Raw genomic sequence first — 19,036 nt, 5'->3', positions numbered from 1 at the left:
CCCGAAGCATCTCCCACTAGATGGGAACGCTATCGTCACTGTTCGCACCGGAGCGGGTAGCCGTTATCGGCGCGACCGAGCGCGAGGGGTCTGTCGGCCGCGCCATCACGGCAAACTTGCTCGCCGACTTCGTCGGTGAGACTATCCCCGTCAACCCGAACGCGGACACCGTCCTCGGGGTGGAGAGTTACGAAGACATCGCCACGGTCCCCGGCGACGTGGATCTCGCCATCGTCGTCGTGCCGCCGGCCGTCGCCGTGGACGTCGTCCGCGAGGTTGGAGAGGCGGGCGTGGCGAACGTCGTCGTCATTACGGCCGGTTTCTCAGAGACTGGCAGCGGCGGGGCCGCCCGGGAAGCAGAACTCACGGCCGTCGCGACCGAGTACGACCTCAATCTCGTCGGCCCGAACAGCCTCGGCGTCATCGCCACCGACGTTGGCATGAACGCCACCTTTGGCCCGGAGAACGCCCTTCCCGGCTCGATTTCGTTCATGAGCCAATCGGGGGCGTTCATCACGGCCGTCCTGGACTGGGCGAACGACCGCGACATCGGCTTTCGCGACGTGGTTTCGCTCGGCAACAAGGCCGTCCTCGACGAATCCGACTTCATCCGCGAGTGGGGCGACGACGAGGGGACGGACGTCATCATGGGCTACCTCGAAGCCATCACGGACGGCGAGGGGTTCGTCCGCACCGCCCGCGAGGTGACTCAGGACACGCCAATCGTCCTCGTGAAATCCGGCCGCACGGAGGCCGGCGCACGCGCGGCCTCCTCGCACACCGGCGCAATCGCCGGGAGCGAACGAGCCTACGAGACGGGGCTCGAACAGGCGGGCGTCCTCCGCGTCGAGACGGTCCAGGACCTGTTCGACTTCGCCGGGATTCTCTCGGGCCAGCCACTCCCGAACGCGGGAGAGGTTGCCATCGTGACCAACGCGGGCGGCCCCGGCGTGATGACGACCGACGCAGTAGGCGACTCGTCGCTCTCGCTCGCTTCGCTCTCACCGGCCACGCTCGACGCGCTCGGTGAGTCGATGCCCGAGGAGGCGAACATCCACAACCCAATCGACGTCATCGGGGACGCCGGAATCGACCGGTTCGAGACGGCCATCGACCTCGCACTCGCCGACGACCGGGTCGGGTGCGCCGTCGTCCTGACGTGCCCGACCGCCGTCCTCGACTTCGAGGATTTCGCGGCGGCGGTCATCGACCTGCAGGCGACCCACGACAAACCGGTCGCCGCCTGCCTGATGGGTGGCGATTCGACCCGTGAAGCCGAGGCCGCGCTCAACAGTGCCGGCATCCCGACGTACTTCGACCCGGCGCGGGCCGTGCGAAGTCTCGACGCCCTCTGGAGGTACCGGACGATTCGGGACCGCGAGTACCAGCCACCCACGGAGTTCGACGTGGACCACGAACAGGCCCGCGAGATTCTCGACGCCGCAAAAGAGCGCGGGCAGACGCAACTCGGCGTCGAGGCGATGGATCTGCTCTCTGCCTACGGCATTCCCACGCCGACGGGGGCGGTGGTCGATTCCGCGGCGGACGCCGTCTCGACCGCCCAGGACATCGGCGACCCGGAAGTCGTCATGAAAATCGTCAGTCCGGACATCCCGCACAAGTCCGACATCGGCGGCGTGAAAGTCGGCGTGGCGCTCGAAGACGTCTACGACGCCTACGAGGACCTCGTGACCCGCGCCCGGGAGTACCAGCCAAATGCGACCATCCTCGGCGTACAGGTCCAGGAACTGCTGGACGTATCCGGTGGAACCGAGACCATCGTCGGCATGAATCGCGACCCGCAGTTCGGCCCGCTGGTCATGTTCGGCCTCGGCGGCATCTTCGTCGAAGTGCTCGAAGACGCCACCTTCCGCGTCGCCCCCGTGAGCGAACGGGACGCGACGGCGATGCTCGACGAAATCAAGACCGCACCGCTCCTGCGCGGGGCGCGGGGGCGCGAACCAGTGGACCGTGCGGCCATCGCAGACACCATCCAGCGCATCTCACAGCTCGTCTGTGACTTCCCCGAAATTCTCGAACTGGACATCAACCCACTGGTCGCCACACCAGCGGGCGCGACGGCCATCGACCTCAGACTCACCATCGACCAATGAACACGTTACTCATCACTGCAACCGAAGAAAGCACCGGCAAGACCGCCATTGCCCTGTCGCTCGCGACGCTCGCGGCGAATCAGGGCAAGGCGGTCGGGTACATGAAACCGAAGGGGACGCGTCTCCAGTCGAACGTCGGCAAGATTCTCGACGAGGACCCGATGCTCGCCCGCGACCTGCTCGACACCGACGCGGACGTAAGCGAGATGGAGCCAATCGTCTACTCGCCGACGTTCGTAGAGAGTGTGCTTCGCGGCCAGGAGAACCCCGACGATCTCAAGGCACGGGTTCGGGAGAACTTCGAGTCGCTCGCCACAGACCGCGACCTGATGGTCGTCGAAGGCGGGGGGAGTTACACCACGGGTGGCATCGTGAACCTCACCGACGCAGACGTCGCAGACCTCCTCGACGCGAAGGTGGTGCTGGTGACGACGTACAGCGAACCGGGTGACGTAGACGACGTGCTCGCGGCGGCAGACCGGTTTGGTGACCGCCTCGGTGGCGTCCTGTTCAACGCTGTCGAGGACGCGAGCTACGACCGGGTTTCGACGGATGTCGTTCCGTTTCTCGAAGGCCGCGGCATCCCGGTCTACGGGGTGCTCCCGCGAAAGCGCGAACTCGCCGGCATCTCGGTGGCAGACCTCGCAGCCGAACTCGGCGCGCAAATCGTCACGCAGAACACCCCCACCGACGGTTTCGTCGAGCGGTTCGTCGTCGGAGCCATGGGACCGGAGGCCGCGCTCAGCCAGTTCAGACGCTCGAAGGACGCGGCCATGATTACGGGCGGCGACCGCACCGACATTCAGACGGCGGCGCTCGAAGCCTCGGGAATCAAGTGCCTGCTCCTGACGGGCGGGTTCAGCCCGCCGGGAGCCGTCATCGGGAAGGCGGAGTCGCGTGGCATTCCAATCTTGCTCATGCAGACGGACACGATGACAACCATCGAGCGTGCAGAGGACGTGATTCGCGCTGGGCGGACGCGCGACGAGGAGACGGTCGAATCGATGCGCGAGTTACTCACGGCTCACGTTGACGTGGACGCCCTACTCGGTTGAGGAGGGCGTTCGCCCGAATCGGGGGAATTTTTCGCGGATGTCGTTTCGCTTGAGCAGCGCGAATCCGGCGAAGATGACGAGGAACCCGACCACGGTCTGGGGGTCGATGAGTTCGTCGAGGAGCACCCAACTGAGAACGACCGTATAGACGGGGACGACGTAGGAGTTGAGATTGACTTCGAGCGGGCCGAGTTCGCGCAGCAGGTGGAAGTAGATGAGGTAGGCGAACGCACTCGCGAACAGCGCGAGGTAGAGCACGGCTCCGACGAGCGTTGGCGTCACCGTTACCGCAGAGAGTGGTTCCTTGGTCACCGTCGCGGCGAGCAGATGGAGCAACACCGCGCCGAGGGCCATCGACCAGGCGACGGCGGCCTCGTTCGAAATCGTGTGCTCGATGCGGTAGACGATGGTGCTCCCGAGCGCGATGCTCGCCGCGGCCCCGGTGACGAGAAATTTCGGGAGGGCAGCAGAGCCAAAGAGGTTCGCCGGGTCGGGGTTCGCGATGATGACGATGCCGATGAGCCCGAGGATGAGCGAACTGATGCAGTAGACGGTCGGTTTGAATTCCGGATAGATGGCGATGGCAAACAGCGCCGTCAGCAGTGGAATCAGGCTGAACAGCACCGACGAGACGGCCGTCGTCGTGCCACCCTGCCCGACGAACAGGAGGGCGTTGCCGAGCGTGATGAGGAACAGGCCACCGACGCCGATGTAGAGAACGTCACCCCTCGTGGTCGGCCGCCAATCGTCGGTCACGAACACGACGTAGGAGAGCAGCAAAATCGCCGCCACGTCGAATCGGAGGGCGGCGAACAGCAGCGGTGGGGCGTATTCGAGCCCGAGTTTGATGGCTGGAAACGACGCGCCGAACAGGAGCGCGAGCAGGCAAAACAACAGGAGGGAACGAAATTGTGTCACCTTGATCAGCTGAAGGTTCGCCCCCCACCGTTATTATTCTAGTTCTTACTCTGGAAAAGAACACGTGGAATTGGCCTACGTGGGCATCTCGTCGGATGGAATCGCGAGGACGGGGATGTGCGACCGCGCGAGGACGCGCTGGGTCGTACTCCCGAGGATGTGTTCGAGGCCACGCTCACCATAGGTTGCCATCACGATGAGGTCCGCGTCCGCCCGTTTTGCAGCGGCGATGATGGCCTCGTTCACGTGAATTCCTTGGACGACCTCGGTCGTCACTGAAACGCCCGCTTTCGTCGCGGCGGCTTCAAGGTCGCCGACGGCCTGTTCGCCCGCTTCGTTTAGCCCCTTCAGCAGGTCGCTCATCGAATGCGAACTGAGCAATAGGTTCGCTGCACCCTCGTCTACGACGTAGACGACGTGGAGTGCCGCACCGACTTCTGTAGCGAGTGAGATGGCGTACGTTCCGGCCGCTCGCGCTGCGTCACTGCCGTCAGTCGGCACGAGAATCACGTCGTACATGACAGGATGTACGCGTGATAGGACAAAAAGGTCGGCCAGCTCTTCTCCGACTCGACTGTCTTGCAAGAAACAATTATCACGGGGTGGACGTAAGCAGATGTTGACCCGCGGTGCTCGAACACCTCCGTCTGTTCTCATGCGGTTCGTAGACGGCCTCCGGCACGTCGAGTCCGAAAGCGGCTGGGTCGCCGTCGACAACCTGAACGCGCTCGTGATTTACGCCGGTGACGAACGCGTCTACGCGCTCACCCTGAGACTGGAATACCAGCACATCCGCGGCTGCTTCTCACGCTCGCGCGAAGGTATTAGACAGGAGATGTATGCGCTGCTCTCGAGATTGTTCGAGCGGACAGTGACCGTGGAGTAGTTGCCGACGCCCAGTGTCGCGAAAACCGGCAGGTTGCGCGTGGCTTAAGCCCGAAACGGACCATTATAGAAGCGGGATTTCAACAGGGGGTATTCATGTACAAAACCATTCTCGTCCCGACCGACGGTAGCGAACCGGCCGCACGGGCCGTCGAACAGGGTCTCGAACTCGCCGCACAGAACGACTCGACGCTCCACACGATGTTCGTCGTGGACACCCGCCGATACGGCGACCCGGCGCTGAGCAGCATCGAACTCATCATGACGCAGATGGAGGACATCGGGACCGAACTGATCGCCGACGTCGAACGACAGGCGACCGACAGCGGTCTCTCGGTCGTCACTCGCGTCTGTCACGGCGTTCCACACGAGGAAATCGTCGACTACGCGGCCGAAATCGACGCAGACCTCATCGTCCTTGGGTCGCACGGCCGAACCGGGTCGAACAGAATTCCGATTGGCAGCGTCGCAGAACGCGTCGTTCGCAGTGCGGACCGGCCCGTCCTCACGACGTAGCTTCGCGGTCGAGCGGGTCTTCTAAGTCGCCGGTAATCGCTTCGAAGGCGTCGGTCGCGGTGACCAGGCCGACTACCGACCCGGTCACGTCGTCTACATCCGCCGCAGAATCCGGCACCTCGGTGACCAGCGCGAGCTCCTGATTCGCCTCTTGGAACTCGTCGATGACTTCGCTCACGGAAGTGCGACCATCGACCGTCATTGGCGGAGCGGCAACCGATTCGAGCGTCACAGAGCCGTCCATCACCGCTTCGACGTCCTGGAGCAAGGCGGGGACGTAGACGATGCCGAGGAACTCCTCGGGGGTCTCACCGACCAGCGGAAAGCGACCGTGGGGTTGGTTGGCGACGATGTCGAGGTTTTCTTCTACCGTATTGGCCGTCGAGAGTGTCACCATCTCCTCGCGGGGGACCATGACCTCGTGGACCGGCGTCATTCCGATTTCGAGGGCGTTTATGACCTCATCGCGTCGTTCCTCCGTGAGGTCGCCTTCGTCGAGCATGTCGCCGACACGGCTTCTGAGTTCCCGGCGCGTGCTCGGGCCGTCCCCCTCCTCGCCTTCGGTCCACGAGCGGTCGATTTCGACCCCGAACAGCCGAAGAATCGCTTTCGCAATCTTATCGGAGAGGATGATGACCGGCGCCATCACCTTCGTCCACCAGTAGAGCACCGGCGCACAATACTTCGCGACGAACTTCGTGCGTTCGACGCCGAGATAGGTCGGCGCTTGCTCCCCAACGACGATGTGGGCGATATTGATGAGTCCAAGCGCGAGCACGACTGAGAGTGCGGTGTGCCCGCCGCTCGTCAGGCCGACGAGGCCAAGCGCTCCCGACATCACTGCGGCGACGGCCGGTTCTGCGACGACGCCGAGGCCGACGCTCGATATGGTAATCCCAACCTGACAGCCCGAGAGATAGATTTCGAGTTTGTCGGTCATCTCCCAGGCGCGGTCGAGGCCCGCACCCGAGAACTCCTCACGGGAGAACTGCCGGACTCTCGTCAGCGAAAACTCAGTCGTCACGAAAAAAGCGTTGGCAAGCAACAATAACACGCCACCTAGCAGTCGAAATGCGGTTACGACCTCACTCATCTGCCCGGTGGTTTGAACCAGGCGTTGGTAAACCTACGGGCCGAATCAGGCAACCTGTTCGATGAGCGACGACAGCGTCGCCTTGTCCTGGACGCCGACGAGGCGTTTTACTTGCTCGCCGTCGGCGTAGAGCAGGAGGGTTGGGATACCCTGGACGCCGTTCGACTGGGCGAGCGTCTGGTGCTGGTCTACGTCGACTTTCACGACGGTTGCCTTGCCTTCAGCGGCGAGTTCCTTAACGGTCGGTTCGAGCATCTTGCACGGGCCACACCAGTCCGCGTAGAAGTCCACGAGCACCACGTCGTGGGCGTCTACGAGTTCGTCGAACTGGGCGTCGCTCTCTAGATGAATCGGTTCCGCCGGCGACTCCGCTGTGTCACCGGTCGCTTTCGATTGCATCTCTTCGAGTTTCTTTTGGCGAATCGCGTCAATCTCGTCCGTGCTCGATGAATCGCTCATGCCCAGACATATTGCGCCAACGGCTTTAATGACATTGCTCGTGTGCCGGCTCAGTACACAACCGGTTGCGGACAGTATTTTGGGCTCGGGCCCCTATGACGAGCGTGGACACACCTGACGCGGTACTCATCTACGACGGCGAGTGTCCGTACTGTTCGATAGCCGCGGTGGCACTGAAACGTCTCGACGACATCGACGCGATTTCGTGGTACGACGACGCCGCCCAGCGCTTCCTCGAAGCGCAGTTCGGTGCGACACCCTTCGCGATGGTGCTCGTCGACCGAGCGGAAAAGCGAGTGTACGCGGGCAAGGCCGCAGCAGAGGAACTCGCGACGCGCGCCGGCGTCCCGCAACTCGCCGGGAGTCTCGTGCGCGACAACTACGAGACCATCGCTGACCTCGTCGGCCGAGCCAGCGGGCGCGGGCGCGACCCGGACGATTATCACGAACGCTACGACTTACGCGACGACGCGGCCGCAGAATTCTCGACTCTCGCAGAAGCGGCAGACGAGCGGCCGGCAGAGATAGACGCCTAAGCGAAGCGGACGACCGTCGGTTTCACCACGACATCACCGAAATCGAGGGTGACCGTTTTGCCGACGTAGATGCGGTTTCCGTTGTAGTAGGTCAGTTCGTTTTCGCGGGTGACCGTGGTTTCCACAGTCAGCTCCGCGGTGACCGTATCGTTGTCCGATTCGAGAATGGCGACTTCTTCTACGGTGACGAGCGATGGCGAGGCCGGAACCGGACCTTCCTCGATGGGGTCGATCATGTATCGTGGGACGTTTTCGAGGCGGTAGACGATGGTCATGTTCTCGGTCATCGTCTCGTTTGCGGCTGGTGTCGTTGTCGTATTGTTGTTCGACGCGGGGCTCGCCGGTTCGTCTGGGCCGAGGACGAGCGCGGCTCCGGCGGCGACCACCGCGAGCACGAGGAGCACGACCAGCGCGTCGATGATGTTGACGACGCCGAACAGTCGGCCATCGTCGTCGAGGATAGGCATTGTTCAGCACGTCGGCGAGCGCCATTACAAAAATTCCGATTGCTCCGATGCGTCGAGCGCGACACCTTCAATTTACAGAGAAGGCTTATATGTTAGAAAACCAACACTCGGTCATGGACGAATCGACGCTCACCGGCCTCTCCCAGCGTGACGAAGCCTTCTGGATTGGCCTCGCGCTGTGGGCCGTCGGAATCGCCACCCCACAGACGCTCGAACTCGCCGGAATCGGACTCGGGGACGTGCTCGCCGGACTCGGGATGCTCATACTCACGACCCGCATCCTCGTCGGCAGTTATCGAATCCTCAAACACGGGTACGTGGCGTGGCGATACGGCTACGCCGAGGGGAAGGCTGCATAAGCTGAATTCGGTCGCAAAAAAGCCTCGCAATCAGGCGTATTCTAAGTCGTCGGTGTACCAGTCGAGCATGAGCACCGCGGCCCCGCCGACGACGGCGATGACGACGACGGTGGCGACTGAGACCGCTGAGTCGAACGTCCCGTTCGCGAGTACCTCTTCTGCGGGCAGGCGGAGTGCGCCGACCATGAGGCTCACGAGGAAGGTGAGCGTCGCCGCGCGGTAATTGGACAGCGCCCATCGGATGACGTGGGCGATGGTGAGCAGGCCGACCACCGCGCCAACGCCGAAGACGACGACGGTCGTGGCGGGTTCGACGACCGGGTCAATCGCTCCGCCGCGGGCGACGTTGATGAGGCCGTCGACGAACGCGCGCAGCGTGCCGAGCATGAACTGGTACTGGCCCATGAGCAACAGGAGGAACGACCCCGAGATGCCGGGCAGAATCATCGCGGTGATGGCGATTGCGCCGGCGACGAACGCGAAGGGGAGCGTGTTGGGCAGCCCACCGCTCGACGATGCTCCTGAGATGAGGAAGGCGAAGGTAAAGCCAGCGACGCCAACGGCGAGTCGGCCCGGGGTCGCCACGTTCACGTGCCTGTAGAGGACGATTGCGGAGGCCGCGATGAGTCCAAAGAAGAACGCGAAGGTGAACGCCGGATAGTTGTGGAGCGCCGCCTCGACGATACGCGAGAGCGTGATGATGGCGGTGAGAATACCGGCTCCGAGGGCAGCGAGGAAGAACACGTCCATCCGCAGGAGGTCCTCGCGGAAGGCGGCCCGACCCTCGGCTGTGTGCAGTCGGAACACGTTCTGCACCACGCCGAGGTCGAACTCCGTGATGGCGGTAATCAGGCGTTCGTAGATGCCCGTAATCAGGGCGATGGTACCACCAGAGACGCCGGGAACCGTGTCTGCCGCGCCCATGAAGAAGCCTTTCAGGTACACCGACAGCAGTTCGCCGCCGGGGACGCGAGAGCTACTCATTAGGCGGCTCATGGGAGGGCGACCAGCATAGTGGCTGCGGCCAGCCCGTCAGTCGCCTGCCACGAACTGGCGGTGAGCGACTGTGCTGTCGTGTTGTTGGTGCCCGTGGTCGTGTTCGTCTCGTTTCCGTCGGTCGTGTTCGTCCCGTTCGGTGGGGTGGTCACGTTGCCGTCGGTCCCGTTGGTTGCGTTCCCGTCGTCGGTGCCGTTCTGAGCACCTTCGGGGATGTCAACGGTTTCCTCGGAGAGTGTGACTTCCACGGCGCTCTCTTCTTCACCGAGCACCTGGCCCTCGCTCACGTCAGCAGTTCCGCGCCACTGCGTACCGGTCAGGTTGCTATCGCGTTCGAGTGGCGAGGTGAACGTGTACGGGCCGTTTGCCTGGACGCTCACGTTCGTGTAGCCCGCGTCGAGGCCATACTCGTCGTAGCCGGTCGTCGAGTACGGGAGCGTCATCGTGAACTGCCCGTTCTCGTCGGTCTGGGCCTGTTGGGTGTAGGTGAACGTCGAGTTCGTGGTCGGCATTCGCATCTGGACAGCCGCCGTGATGGTCGTGTTCGCCGGACCGGTGCCCTCGACGGTCGCGCCGGGGACCTTCTCGAAGGTCTTCACCCACGACGGTGGTGTGCGGAACAGTTCACCAGTGGAGAGTCCCGCCTGGCCGAGCAACTGTGCTCGGACGAAGAACGACTGCTGGAAGGTTGGCGACGAGAGCGCAGAGGTGTTAGACACCTTCACGAGGCGGTAGTGCTGGAGTGCTGGCACCCGTTCGCTCGGGTACGGCCCGATGCCGCCAATTTGTGAGGTCGGGTCGCTCTCGACGTAAGCCTGGGCCTCCTCCATCGTTTCGAAGCGTTTCACCGCGGAGGTGTTCGCGCTACTCGGCATGGCGGGGAAGGAGATGGGGCCCCGCTGAGTGTTGATGGTCGCGGTCTCCCAATCGGAGACGACCGGTTCCACCTCGATGGAACTTCCGTGGTGGTAGTACAGGCGGGTGCGCATGCTGTCGTAGTGGCGCTGGGACTGGACCGTCGTGACCAGCCGCGAGCCCTGTTGATTGAACACCGGCGTGAGCATGTCGCGTGAGGTCAGATTTTCTCGGTCGTAGAACACCGTCGGCGCGGAGTACTTGTTGGAACTCGGGTCTGCGAGTTTCCAGTCGATCATGACGTAGCGTGTCTCCTCGCCCTGTTCGCTCACGAGCAGGTCGTTCGCCTGCGTCTCGTTCGTCGCGAGCAGGTAGTTTGCGGCCTTCGTCGCGCTCTGCTGGAACGGGTTCGCATCAGGGATGCGCTCGCCTTTCACCGTGATGAAGTGGCCGTAGTCCCACCACGACATCACGCCGTAGGCTCCGTCTGGATACTCGTAGTTCTCGGTCTGCTGGAACTGACCGTACAGCTCCATCTCGTTCTGTGCGCCGCCATAGGTGCCCTCCTCTGGCGTCTCGTTCGAGAGCCATTCGAGGCTGTCGTCCCACTCGGTGACCTCGCCCGGCTGGGAGACCTGTCCCCCGTAGGCGATGGCGTTCGTTCCGCCGAGCGTGAGCGGTCCCGTGACGACGAGGAGGACTGCGACGACGGTGAGCACCTGATAGAGTTCGATGTCGCGCACCGAGCGTACTGCCCTGTCAGGGCTCACGTAGCGCAGGATGCCGCCCGCGAGGAAGGCGTTCATCGCGGCGATGGCGACGATGAGGTAGTAGTTGAACCGAACCTGCGTGAACGCGGCCATCGTCATGACCACGGCCCACGTCAGGACGAAGAGGTACTCAGCGCGACGTTCGCCCGCGTAGAAATACTGGACGAGCATGACGACCGCGCCGACGACACCGGTGTAGAACGTCAGGCCGTAGGAGAACGTGAGGTAGTTCTGAGCGTCAGAAAGGCGGAGCGGTTGGGCCTCACCGACCGTCTGAGCCGTCGCCGAAGACCCGAAGCCGGCAACCCGGGCGAACTGGGCGACGAAGAAGTCGAAGACGTCCGGCGCGGCGAGCATCAGGACGAGCGCGGTCGCAGAGATGATGCTCGCGATGATGCCGGGATAGACGTACGGCGAGTAGTCAGTCTCGTCGAGTTTGCGCGCGAGGAAGGCGAGGAACAGACAGCCAGCCGCCACCGCGAAGGCGAGTGCGGGTTGGATGAGCGTAAACTGCGTCGGACTGAGCGCGAAACTGTCGAACGCGAGCAGCGAGAGGATGCCGACGACGGACATCATCACCGCTCCCGCGATTGCGAGGTGCTCTGGGCTCTCGCCGCGGACGTAGACGAGCGTCAGGGTAATCGTAAAGAAGAGGCCGAGGATGCCCACGAGGAGGACGCCCGGCGGCCAGGTCCAGATGTAGAGCGAGATAGCGACACCAGCGAGCGCAGCCCAGCCGACCGGGCTTCGCAGGTTGTCCCAGTCGCGTTCTTGGAACTGTTCGTAGACGGGTTTCTCGCGCTCTGCGACGGAGACGGCGACCATGACCGCGAGCACGGCGATAGACTGGAAGAACGCTTCCGCGACGTGGTGGTCGGAGAAGCCGACGAGGCTGCGTCGGAGGAATTCACTCGGCGCGAGCGCGAGGATGAGGACGGCAACGACGCCACCGAAGCGTCCGCCGAGGCGCTTGCCGATGAAGTAGGCTGGAATCGCGACGAGCGTCCCGAAGACGGCAGGGGCGAAGAGGAGCGTGAGGCCAATCGTGTGCTGGTCGGGGCTCCCCAGTCCGACGATGAGGGCGACCGTCGCGACGATCTGGTCGTAGAGGGTCCCGAACTGACCGACGCTCGTGCCGACCGGGAAGTGCGTCCACGGGTCGAACGGCATCGTGCTTGGCCAGTTGCGGACGGTGTAGGTCACCTGCCGGAGGTGATACCAGGCGTCGTTACCGGAGAAAAAGACCTTGTCACCGATGACGAAGTTCTTCCAACCCTGCACCCGGGTGTAAAACATCACACCGAGGAGGAGGAGCAATACGGGGACGTGATACCAGTCCTCGATGAGGCCTGCCACCGACTCGGACCTTCGGCCCGAAGTCGACGGCTGTTTCGTACGTCTACTCATTGTCTGTCTTGACTAGGAAAACGCGCATAAACCTTGTTATCTGGTTGTCAGCGCCAGCAATGAACCGAAAGGAAAACGCCTTTGGACGAACGCCGCCGATGTCAGTGAAATGCGGGTTTCAGTCGTCCTCTGTACGTATTCACTCGACCTTTACGACGCCTTCCGCGAGGCCGCAGCGAGCGTCCTCGCCCAGACCCACACAGACCGCGAACTCGTCGTCGTGGTCGACGGCACGCCCGACGTTTACGAGCGCGTCCTCGAAGACTACGGCCCGCACGAGGACGTTCGCATCCACCTGAACAGCGAGAATCGCGGCCTCCTTGCAAGCCGAAACACCGGCGCGGAACTCGCAGACGGTGACGTGGTCGCCTTCATCGACGACGATGCCGTGGCAGAACCCGACTGGCTCGAAGAACTCGTCGCCGTCTACGACCAACACGACGCACTCGCCGCGGGTGGCACGATGACCGCAGACTGGGTGGCCGGCAAACCCGACTTCTTGCCCGCGGAGTTCTACTGGCTCGTCGGCGTCACCCATCGCGGCTTCGCAGACGCCCCCGGCGAGGTGCGAAACACCTTCGGCTCCAACATCTCGTTCAGACGCGACATCTTCTCCGAACTGGAGGGGTTCGACACCGACATCGGCGGTCGGAAGGGCGACAAACACCTCCAGGGCGGCGAGACGGAACTCTGTGCCCGCCTACGCAACGAGTACGGTCGAGGCGTCTACTACACCCCCGACGCTTGCGTCGCCCACAAGGTGTTCGCCTACCGAACCGACCCGAAGTGGCTCCTGCGGCGGGCGTTCTGGCAGGGCTACTCGAAACGCGGGATGGAAGTGCTGGTGCCTGAATCGAGCGGCGAAGAATCCGACTTCCTCGGGCGATTGCTCACGGAGTTCGCGCCACGCCGAGCCAAACGGCTCCTCTTTCACCCGTCGCTGTCGGGACTGGTGCAGCTGGTGATGCTGTTCGTGTTCACCGGAGTGGTCGGACTCGGGTATGGCTACGGGATGACGAAGTGGAGATGAGCGAGTCGCCGATTCGCGTCCTCTGGTTGACGCCGGACAAACCCGAGGACATCAGTGTGGGGCGGCGGAAAATCGCCGAGTATCTCATGACGCAGGGGTTCGACGTGACGCTCCGGGGAACCACTCCTCGGACGCTCGTCCAGTCAATGCGTGAGCGAAATTCGTACGATGTCGTCGTCGGGACGACCAGAGCGGGGGCCATCGCCGGGACGCTTCTCTCCGTTGTCTTCTCGAAGCCCCTGCTCGTAGACCACATCGACCCAATCAGACAGTTCTCGGAAACGCATCCCCGGTGGCTCTCGCTGCCCGTTCGGCTGTTAGAAAACGTGTCGTTCGCCCTCGCAGACCACGTTCTCTACGTCTACGACGAAGAGGCACAGCGAGTTCGTCGGTACGCCCGGCTGGCCACGCAGACTGACCTCGGGGTCTCGTTCGACCGGTTTGCGAACCCGTCCGATGAGACCCTGAATCGGGCCCAGCGACGGCTCGACGACGAGGGTGTCGCCGGGAACGTCGTCATCTACGTTGGCGGACTCGAGCCGATTTACAACATCGAGCACCTACTCGAAGCAATGACCTACCTGTCGGACTGGACGCTCGTCGTCCTCGGCACGGGGGGCCTCGAATCACAGGTCAGCACCGCGGCCACTGCCCGAGAGAACGTGGTGTATCTCGGAACTGTTCCCCACGACGACGTTCCCGGCTACCTGCACGCGGCGGACGTCGGTATCTCGCTCGTGGACGACGCTCATACGCTCAAAGTACTCGAATACGGGTCAGTAGGACTCCCTGTCGTCCAACTCCGTGGCCACGCTGAGGGACGGTTCTCCGGCCTCGCGACGTTCTGCTCACTCGACCCAGCTGCCATCGCCGAGGCGATTCAGACTGCAAAAGAGACGACCGATACGGCGGCAATGCGAGCGGCGAGCAAGCGCTACGATTGGGCGTCGATAGGACAGGTCTATGAGTCGGCGTTACGAACCATCGTGACAGACCAGCAATGAGCGAATCGCGGGACCGCCAGTGGACGTACTCGATCTGCATCACCCACTACAATCAGGGGGCGACGCTACGGTCGAGTCTGGAGAGCATCCTCCAAGAGCGACCCGCCGATTCCGAGATCGTCATCGTGGACGCCGGGAGCAACGATGGAAGTCTCTCGATCCTCCGGTCGTTCGCCGCAGCCCACGACGCGATTCGACTCCACGTCGAACCAGGGTGTAATCGAGGGGAGGGGCGACAGCTTGCTCTCGAAATCGCTCGCGGAGCGCACATCATCGCCAACTACGATTTAGACCAGACCTACGACACCCTCCTCGCGGGCATCCTGGAAGTCTATCACGACCTTCTCGAAGCAGAGGGCGACATCGCCCTCCGTACCGCCGGAAACCTGTTCATCGCACCGCGAGAATTACTCCGCTCTGTCGGTGGCTACAGTCCCCTCATGCGCGGCGAGGACCACGAATTGACAGACCGTCTCGAAGACCGGGGCGTGCTGCGCTACCTTCCGGTGAAGAACACGCAAAACGTCACGTCCTCGAAACCGAGCGCGCGTCGGCGGGCTCGGCGGTCGTTTCGCTCGGCGAAGGGACTGTACCAGATTGGCTTCTCACCGACGCAAATCTTCCAGTTTCTGCTCCGAAAGCACCCGCCACACATCGCGGTTGCCGGAGTGCCGATATTCGCGGCAGGCATCCTCGCGGGTGTGCTCGACGGGCGGGTGTACACCGCTCGAAAGAAAAACTGGCGAGAGATTTTCGAGATGAGTGCCCGCCCGACCTACGAGGACATCGTGGTCGAAATCCCACCAGAACTGGCCCAGTACGCCGTGGCCCACGAAACCCGGAGCGAACGGTCTTCGAATCCATCCACCGCATCCTCTGATTAAGCTACGACGGAACTCAGCGACCGTGAAATCCACAACTAATACGTCAGTCAGCACGAACGAGGCGGTGTAAGCGTGTCTACGAACGCCGCCCTTAGAACGTTGTTCAAAGGCGGAGGGATTCTCTTCGTCGGACTCTTCGTCGAACTCGCCATCTCGTTCGTCGCGAAGTTAGTCATCGCCCGTGTGCTCGGGCCGGTAAACTACGGGGCGGTTTCGCTCGGTATCACGACGGCGACGATTGTCTCGACCGTCGTGCTCCTCGGCTTGAATACGGGCATCGGACGCTATCTCCCGACGTTTTCGGACGACGCCCGTCGTCGTGGCGTCCTCGTCTCCGCGTTCCAGGTTGGGGTCCCGCTTTCGCTTCTCGCGAGCTTGCTCATCGTCGTGTTCGCGCCGACCATCGCCCGGGTGGTGTTCACCGACCCGGCGACTGCGCCGGTCCTCAGAATCTTCGCGCTCGCGATTCCACTCGCCGCCGTGATGAAACTGGCCGTCGGAAGCGTCCAGGGGCTCAAACTCTCGCTCCCGAAGGTGTACATCCAGAACATCTCGCTGCCGACCCTCCGATTCGTCGGCATCCTCGCGGTGCTCTCGATTGGATTCGGTGCGACTGGCGTCGCGTGGGCGTACGTCTTTTCCTACCTCGGAGCAGCGACCCTTGGTGTCTACTTCCTCTATACACGAACCACATTGTTCGACCGCACCAGCCGGTACGAACCGATGCACAGCGACCTCCTGTTGTTCTCCGCTCCGCTGGTCGTCTCCACGGTGATGACGTTCGTCTTCGCGGACATGGATACGTTCATGCTCGGCTACTTCTCCTCGACTGGCGACGTGGGCGTGTACAACACCATCTATCCGATTGCCCTGCTCCTGACGACGATGTTGAGCTCCTTCGGGTTCATCTTCATGCCCGTCATCGCGGAACTGTACGCAGATGGTGATACGGAGAGCATGCGAACCCTCTATCAGGTCGTTACGAAGTGGATATTCACGGTGACGGTCCCGCTGTTCGTCGTCGTGGCACTGTTCCCCGAGCAGAGCATTCGCGTTACCTTCGGCGAGCAGTACGTCTCAGGGGCGCTCGCGCTGAGCGTCCTCTCTGTCGCGTTCTTCAGCCATGCAATCGCCGGGCCGAACAGCGACGCGCTGACGTCGCTCGGCCGAACGCGACTCATCATGTACGACAACACCCTCGTGGCGGCGGTGAATTTCGTCCTCAACGTGTTGCTCATTCCACGATACGGCGTCCTCGGGGCCGCCGTCGCCACCGCCGTCGCGTACGTGTTGCTCAACGCGCTCTATTCGTACCAGCTATATCGCGAGACAGGCATCCAGCCGTTCACGGAGTCGCTCCTCAGACTTGCCGGGTCGGCGCTCGTTCTGAGTCTCATCGGGTACGTACTGGTGACCGACCAGTTAGGAGGCGACGTGGTTGCAACGGGAGCCGTGAGTCTTGCTGTCGCAGGCGGGTATTTGCTCGCCGTTCTCCGATTCGGAGTCGGGCCTGAGGAACTCGTGTTGCTCGATAGCGTCGAGTCACGGTTCGGGCTCGACCTCGGACGACTCAGGGCGTTCGTCACTCGGTTCAGCCGGTAAAACCGAGCGCAGTCGTCACCACGGATTCACCGAGGAGAAGGCTTTTGCAGACCCAGAGACGACCAGCATACAATGGATTCCCGCGAGGACGTGTGCGTGCTGATTCCGACTCTCGACGAAGCCGCAACCATCGGGTCGGTCATCGATGGATTTCACGCAGAGGGACTCAGGAACGTCCTCGTCGTCGATGGTCACTCTTCTGACGGAACCCGCGAAATCGCCGCAGACCACGGCGCTCGCGTCGTCGTACAATCGGGCAGCGGGAAGGGCCAGGCCGTCCGCGAGGGTATTCGCAACATCGACGCCCGGTACGTCCTGATGGTGGACGGTGACGGAACGTATCGCCCGTCGGACGCGCCGACGATGCTCGAACCGTTGTTCGCGGGGGCCGCAGAACACGTCATCGGCGACCGGTTCGCGAGCATGGAGCAAAATGCCATGTCGCGGCTGAACCGAACCGGAAATCGAATCATCAACCGGGCATTCGAATTCATCCACGGGCGCGACCTGCGCGACATTCTGAGCGGGTATCGAGCGTTTACGCGAGAGTCAGTCGAGTCGCTTGGCCTGTTCGCGGACGGGTTCGGTATCGAAACCGAACTCGCCGTCGAGTGTGTCAAACACGGCGTCACGACGACGGTAGTGGACATCCACTACGGAGCGCGTCCGGACGCGTCGGACACGAACCTCCACCCGTTGCGCGACGGGGGCGTCATTTTGATGACGTTGTACAAACTCGCGAAGACGAACAATCCGCTATTTTACTTCGGAAGCGTGGCCGGGTTGAGTTCGGTCGTGGGACTCGTGATTGCCGCCTACGTCGGGGTCGAATATTTCACCCTGGGCATCTCACACGAGGCACTCGCCGTCGTCTCCGCGTTCTTCTTGCTGTTTGGGATGCAGTTGCTGATGTTCGGGGTACTCTCTGACCTCATCGTCACACTCAACCGGGAGCAGACCCGCCGGCTGGAGGAGATTGCCCGCTATCGGCGCGAACCGATGGATGACGTATCGGATTCCCGTCAGGTCGAGTCCGCGACGACGAGTCGGGACAAACGGGCGTAATACATATTTTGAGCGAACCCCTCGCGCCACACATGACCAAGTACACGTCGGTGTCTATCTCGAAGGAACTCGCCGACAAAGTCGAAGAGACCATCGAGGGGACGAGTTTTTCCAGTACTGGCGACCTCGTCCGATTTCTCCTTCGGAGCATCGTGGTCCAACACCAGCGAAAGGGTGAACTCACGGAGGCGGAGTTCGAAGAAGTCACCCGGCAATTGCGCGAACTCGGCTACCTGAAGTAGTTAGGCGAGGACGTCTTCTGGCGGTTCTGCATCGAGAACGGTCAGCGATTGCTCGACGCCGCTGCGGTCGAACGCACGGAGACCGTCTTCGTCCCACGGCGGCGTGGCGACGAACACTGTGCCATGGAGGTCGTCCGTGATGGCGAGTTCGTCGAAGCCGTCGGGATGGGAGACGAATCGGCCCTGCGTCTGGCCAGCGGGTGTGCCGAGGTCGACGCCGAACACAGCAGAGACAGATTTCCCGGCGTCCGCGAGGTAGAAGTGGGTGAATACAGGCGTTTTGGGGTCGAGCTTTGTGTGCCCCTCCAGTTCGCCCGCGGGTGACACAGAAAGTGCGAACGTAACCCCTTCAGGGGCTGCCTCCGCGGCATATTCGAGGAGGACAGTCGCGAGTCCGCGTGTAATGTACACCATGGTCATCCTCTGCATCGCCGTCCGGTTAAGCCATTGGGAGCTCGTCCGCTCCGAACCTCTCTTGCGAAGGAATAATGAGGACGGAGTACGATGTGACATCTCATAGCACGGGATTATTGCTGCGAATTCTCGAAAATTTGTATCACATTTATATCAAAATTTATATGAGTGTCGAAGTATATCTTTGAGTCGTAATGTCCAACGATTCACTGAAGCAGTACCTTGCTGAGCACCCACGAATGGTCGGTGTCCTGTTCACGCTGATGCTACTCCTCTTCCAGGCAGGTAACGTCATTGCCGGGGGCGGCGGTCCAGGGACTGGCCCATAAGTAACGGTATCGACCCAAAAACGACTATTTCTAAAA

21 protein-coding genes are annotated in these 19,036 nt (G+C 62.3%); 13 read left to right on the top strand and 8 right to left on the bottom strand.

The genetic code is table 11. From position 1 onward, the window contains the following. Positions 1-20 precede the first annotated feature (20 nt). On the top strand, positions 21-2,114 hold the full coding sequence (locus P1M51_RS06685) for an acetate--CoA ligase family protein (RefSeq protein ID WP_276274907.1): 2,094 nt from the start codon (positions 21-23) through the stop codon (positions 2,112-2,114). After that, on the top strand, positions 2,111-3,169 hold the full coding sequence (locus P1M51_RS06680; RefSeq protein WP_276247405.1) for a phosphotransacetylase family protein: 1,059 nt from the start codon (positions 2,111-2,113) through the stop codon (positions 3,167-3,169). The genes P1M51_RS06685 and P1M51_RS06680 overlap by 4 nt, the downstream gene beginning before the upstream one ends. Here P1M51_RS06680 and P1M51_RS06675 read toward each other — a convergent pair. Continuing rightward, positions 3,158-4,087, bottom strand: coding sequence for a DMT family transporter (locus P1M51_RS06675; protein WP_276247404.1), 930 nt, complete (start codon positions 4,085-4,087; stop codon positions 3,158-3,160). The genes P1M51_RS06680 and P1M51_RS06675 overlap by 12 nt on opposite strands. Before the next feature lie 75 nt (positions 4,088-4,162). Next, the gene (locus P1M51_RS06670; RefSeq protein WP_276247403.1) at positions 4,163-4,606 is read right to left on the bottom strand and encodes a universal stress protein; all 444 of its coding nucleotides are present in this window, start codon (positions 4,604-4,606) and stop codon (positions 4,163-4,165) included. Between the two features lie 136 nt (positions 4,607-4,742). Between P1M51_RS06670 and P1M51_RS06665 the strand changes: the two genes are divergently transcribed. Both P1M51_RS06665 and P1M51_RS06660 read left to right on the top strand, forming a co-directional pair. Then, the gene (locus tag P1M51_RS06665; RefSeq protein WP_276247402.1) at positions 4,743-4,973 is read left to right on the top strand and encodes a hypothetical protein; all 231 of its coding nucleotides are present in this window, start codon (positions 4,743-4,745) and stop codon (positions 4,971-4,973) included. A gap of 95 nt (positions 4,974-5,068) precedes the next feature. Beyond that, positions 5,069-5,488 carry a universal stress protein gene (locus P1M51_RS06660; RefSeq protein ID WP_276247401.1) on the top strand — a complete coding sequence of 140 codons (420 nt, stop codon included), beginning with the start codon at positions 5,069-5,071 and terminating at the stop codon, positions 5,486-5,488. Here the strand turns inward: P1M51_RS06660 and P1M51_RS06655 are convergent. After that, complete coding sequence (locus P1M51_RS06655; RefSeq protein WP_276247400.1) at positions 5,478-6,581, bottom strand: CNNM domain-containing protein; 1,104 nt, start codon at positions 6,579-6,581, stop codon at positions 5,478-5,480. The genes P1M51_RS06660 and P1M51_RS06655 overlap by 11 nt on opposite strands. Before the next feature lie 45 nt (positions 6,582-6,626). After that, positions 6,627-7,040 carry a thioredoxin gene (trxA, locus tag P1M51_RS06650; protein WP_276247399.1) on the bottom strand — a complete coding sequence of 138 codons (414 nt, stop codon included), beginning with the start codon at positions 7,038-7,040 and terminating at the stop codon, positions 6,627-6,629. Positions 7,041-7,144: 104 nt separating this feature from the next. Here trxA and P1M51_RS06645 point away from each other — a divergent pair, with 104 nt between their 5' ends. After that, on the top strand, positions 7,145-7,576 hold the full coding sequence (locus P1M51_RS06645) for a DCC1-like thiol-disulfide oxidoreductase family protein (protein ID WP_276247398.1): 432 nt from the start codon (positions 7,145-7,147) through the stop codon (positions 7,574-7,576). On the opposite strand, the gene P1M51_RS06640 is transcribed toward P1M51_RS06645, so the two are convergent. Then, on the bottom strand, positions 7,573-8,043 hold the full coding sequence (locus P1M51_RS06640) for a DUF4330 family protein (protein ID WP_276247397.1): 471 nt from the start codon (positions 8,041-8,043) through the stop codon (positions 7,573-7,575). The two genes, P1M51_RS06645 and P1M51_RS06640, sit on opposite strands and share 4 nt — an antisense overlap. Before the next feature lie 113 nt (positions 8,044-8,156). On the opposite strand from P1M51_RS06640, the gene P1M51_RS06635 reads away from it, so the two are divergent. Next, on the top strand, positions 8,157-8,402 hold the full coding sequence (locus P1M51_RS06635; protein WP_276247396.1) for a hypothetical protein: 246 nt from the start codon (positions 8,157-8,159) through the stop codon (positions 8,400-8,402). Positions 8,403-8,432: 30 nt separating this feature from the next. Here P1M51_RS06635 and P1M51_RS06630 read toward each other — a convergent pair whose 3' ends face one another. Together P1M51_RS06630 and P1M51_RS06625 are read right to left on the bottom strand one after the other, a co-directional pair. Then, positions 8,433-9,386, bottom strand: a complete 954-nt coding sequence (locus P1M51_RS06630; RefSeq protein WP_276247395.1) for a DUF368 domain-containing protein — start codon at positions 9,384-9,386, stop codon at positions 8,433-8,435. 8 nt (positions 9,387-9,394) lie between these two features. Next, complete coding sequence (locus P1M51_RS06625; protein WP_276274906.1) at positions 9,395-12,430, bottom strand: oligosaccharyl transferase, archaeosortase A system-associated; 3,036 nt, start codon at positions 12,428-12,430, stop codon at positions 9,395-9,397. A 109-nt stretch (positions 12,431-12,539) separates the two neighbouring features. Here P1M51_RS06625 and aglG point away from each other — a divergent pair, with 109 nt between their 5' ends. From aglG to P1M51_RS06595, 6 genes are all read left to right on the top strand, one after another. Beyond that, the gene (aglG, locus tag P1M51_RS06620) at positions 12,540-13,460 is read left to right on the top strand and encodes a glucosyl-dolichyl phosphate glucuronosyltransferase (protein ID WP_276274905.1); all 921 of its coding nucleotides are present in this window, start codon (positions 12,540-12,542) and stop codon (positions 13,458-13,460) included. Continuing rightward, positions 13,457-14,464, top strand: coding sequence for a glycosyltransferase (locus tag P1M51_RS06615; protein WP_276274904.1), 1,008 nt, complete (start codon positions 13,457-13,459; stop codon positions 14,462-14,464). Before aglG ends, P1M51_RS06615 begins: the two co-directional genes overlap by 4 nt. After that, entirely contained in the window at positions 14,461-15,348 is an 888-nt protein-coding gene (locus P1M51_RS06610) for a glycosyltransferase family 2 protein (RefSeq protein WP_276274903.1), read from the top strand. Before P1M51_RS06615 ends, P1M51_RS06610 begins: the two co-directional genes overlap by 4 nt. 72 nt (positions 15,349-15,420) lie before the next feature. Then, positions 15,421-16,950, top strand: coding sequence for a flippase (locus P1M51_RS06605; protein WP_276274902.1), 1,530 nt, complete (start codon positions 15,421-15,423; stop codon positions 16,948-16,950). Positions 16,951-17,022: 72 nt separating this feature from the next. Further along, entirely contained in the window at positions 17,023-18,015 is a 993-nt protein-coding gene (gene aglJ, locus P1M51_RS06600; protein ID WP_276274901.1) for an S-layer glycoprotein N-glycosyltransferase AglJ, read from the top strand. A gap of 32 nt (positions 18,016-18,047) precedes the next feature. Beyond that, positions 18,048-18,257 (top strand): CopG family transcriptional regulator, encoded by a 210-nt coding sequence (locus P1M51_RS06595; RefSeq protein WP_276247388.1) that lies wholly within the window; start codon positions 18,048-18,050, stop codon positions 18,255-18,257. On the opposite strand, the gene P1M51_RS06590 is transcribed toward P1M51_RS06595, so the two are convergent. Next, entirely contained in the window at positions 18,258-18,671 is a 414-nt protein-coding gene (locus P1M51_RS06590; RefSeq protein ID WP_276274900.1) for a hypothetical protein, read from the bottom strand. A 194-nt stretch (positions 18,672-18,865) separates the two neighbouring features. Between P1M51_RS06590 and P1M51_RS06585 the strand changes: the two genes are divergently transcribed. Continuing rightward, on the top strand, positions 18,866-19,000 hold the full coding sequence (locus tag P1M51_RS06585; protein WP_276247386.1) for a hypothetical protein: 135 nt from the start codon (positions 18,866-18,868) through the stop codon (positions 18,998-19,000). Positions 19,001-19,036 lie beyond the last annotated feature (36 nt).

Origin of the sequence: Haladaptatus sp. QDMS2 (assembly GCF_029338295.1) — an archaeon.
Classification (GTDB): Archaea; Halobacteriota; Halobacteria; order Halobacteriales; family Halococcaceae; genus QDMS2.
Note: the sequence above shows the minus strand (reverse complement) of the source record. Positions and strands in the feature narration are given on the sequence as shown.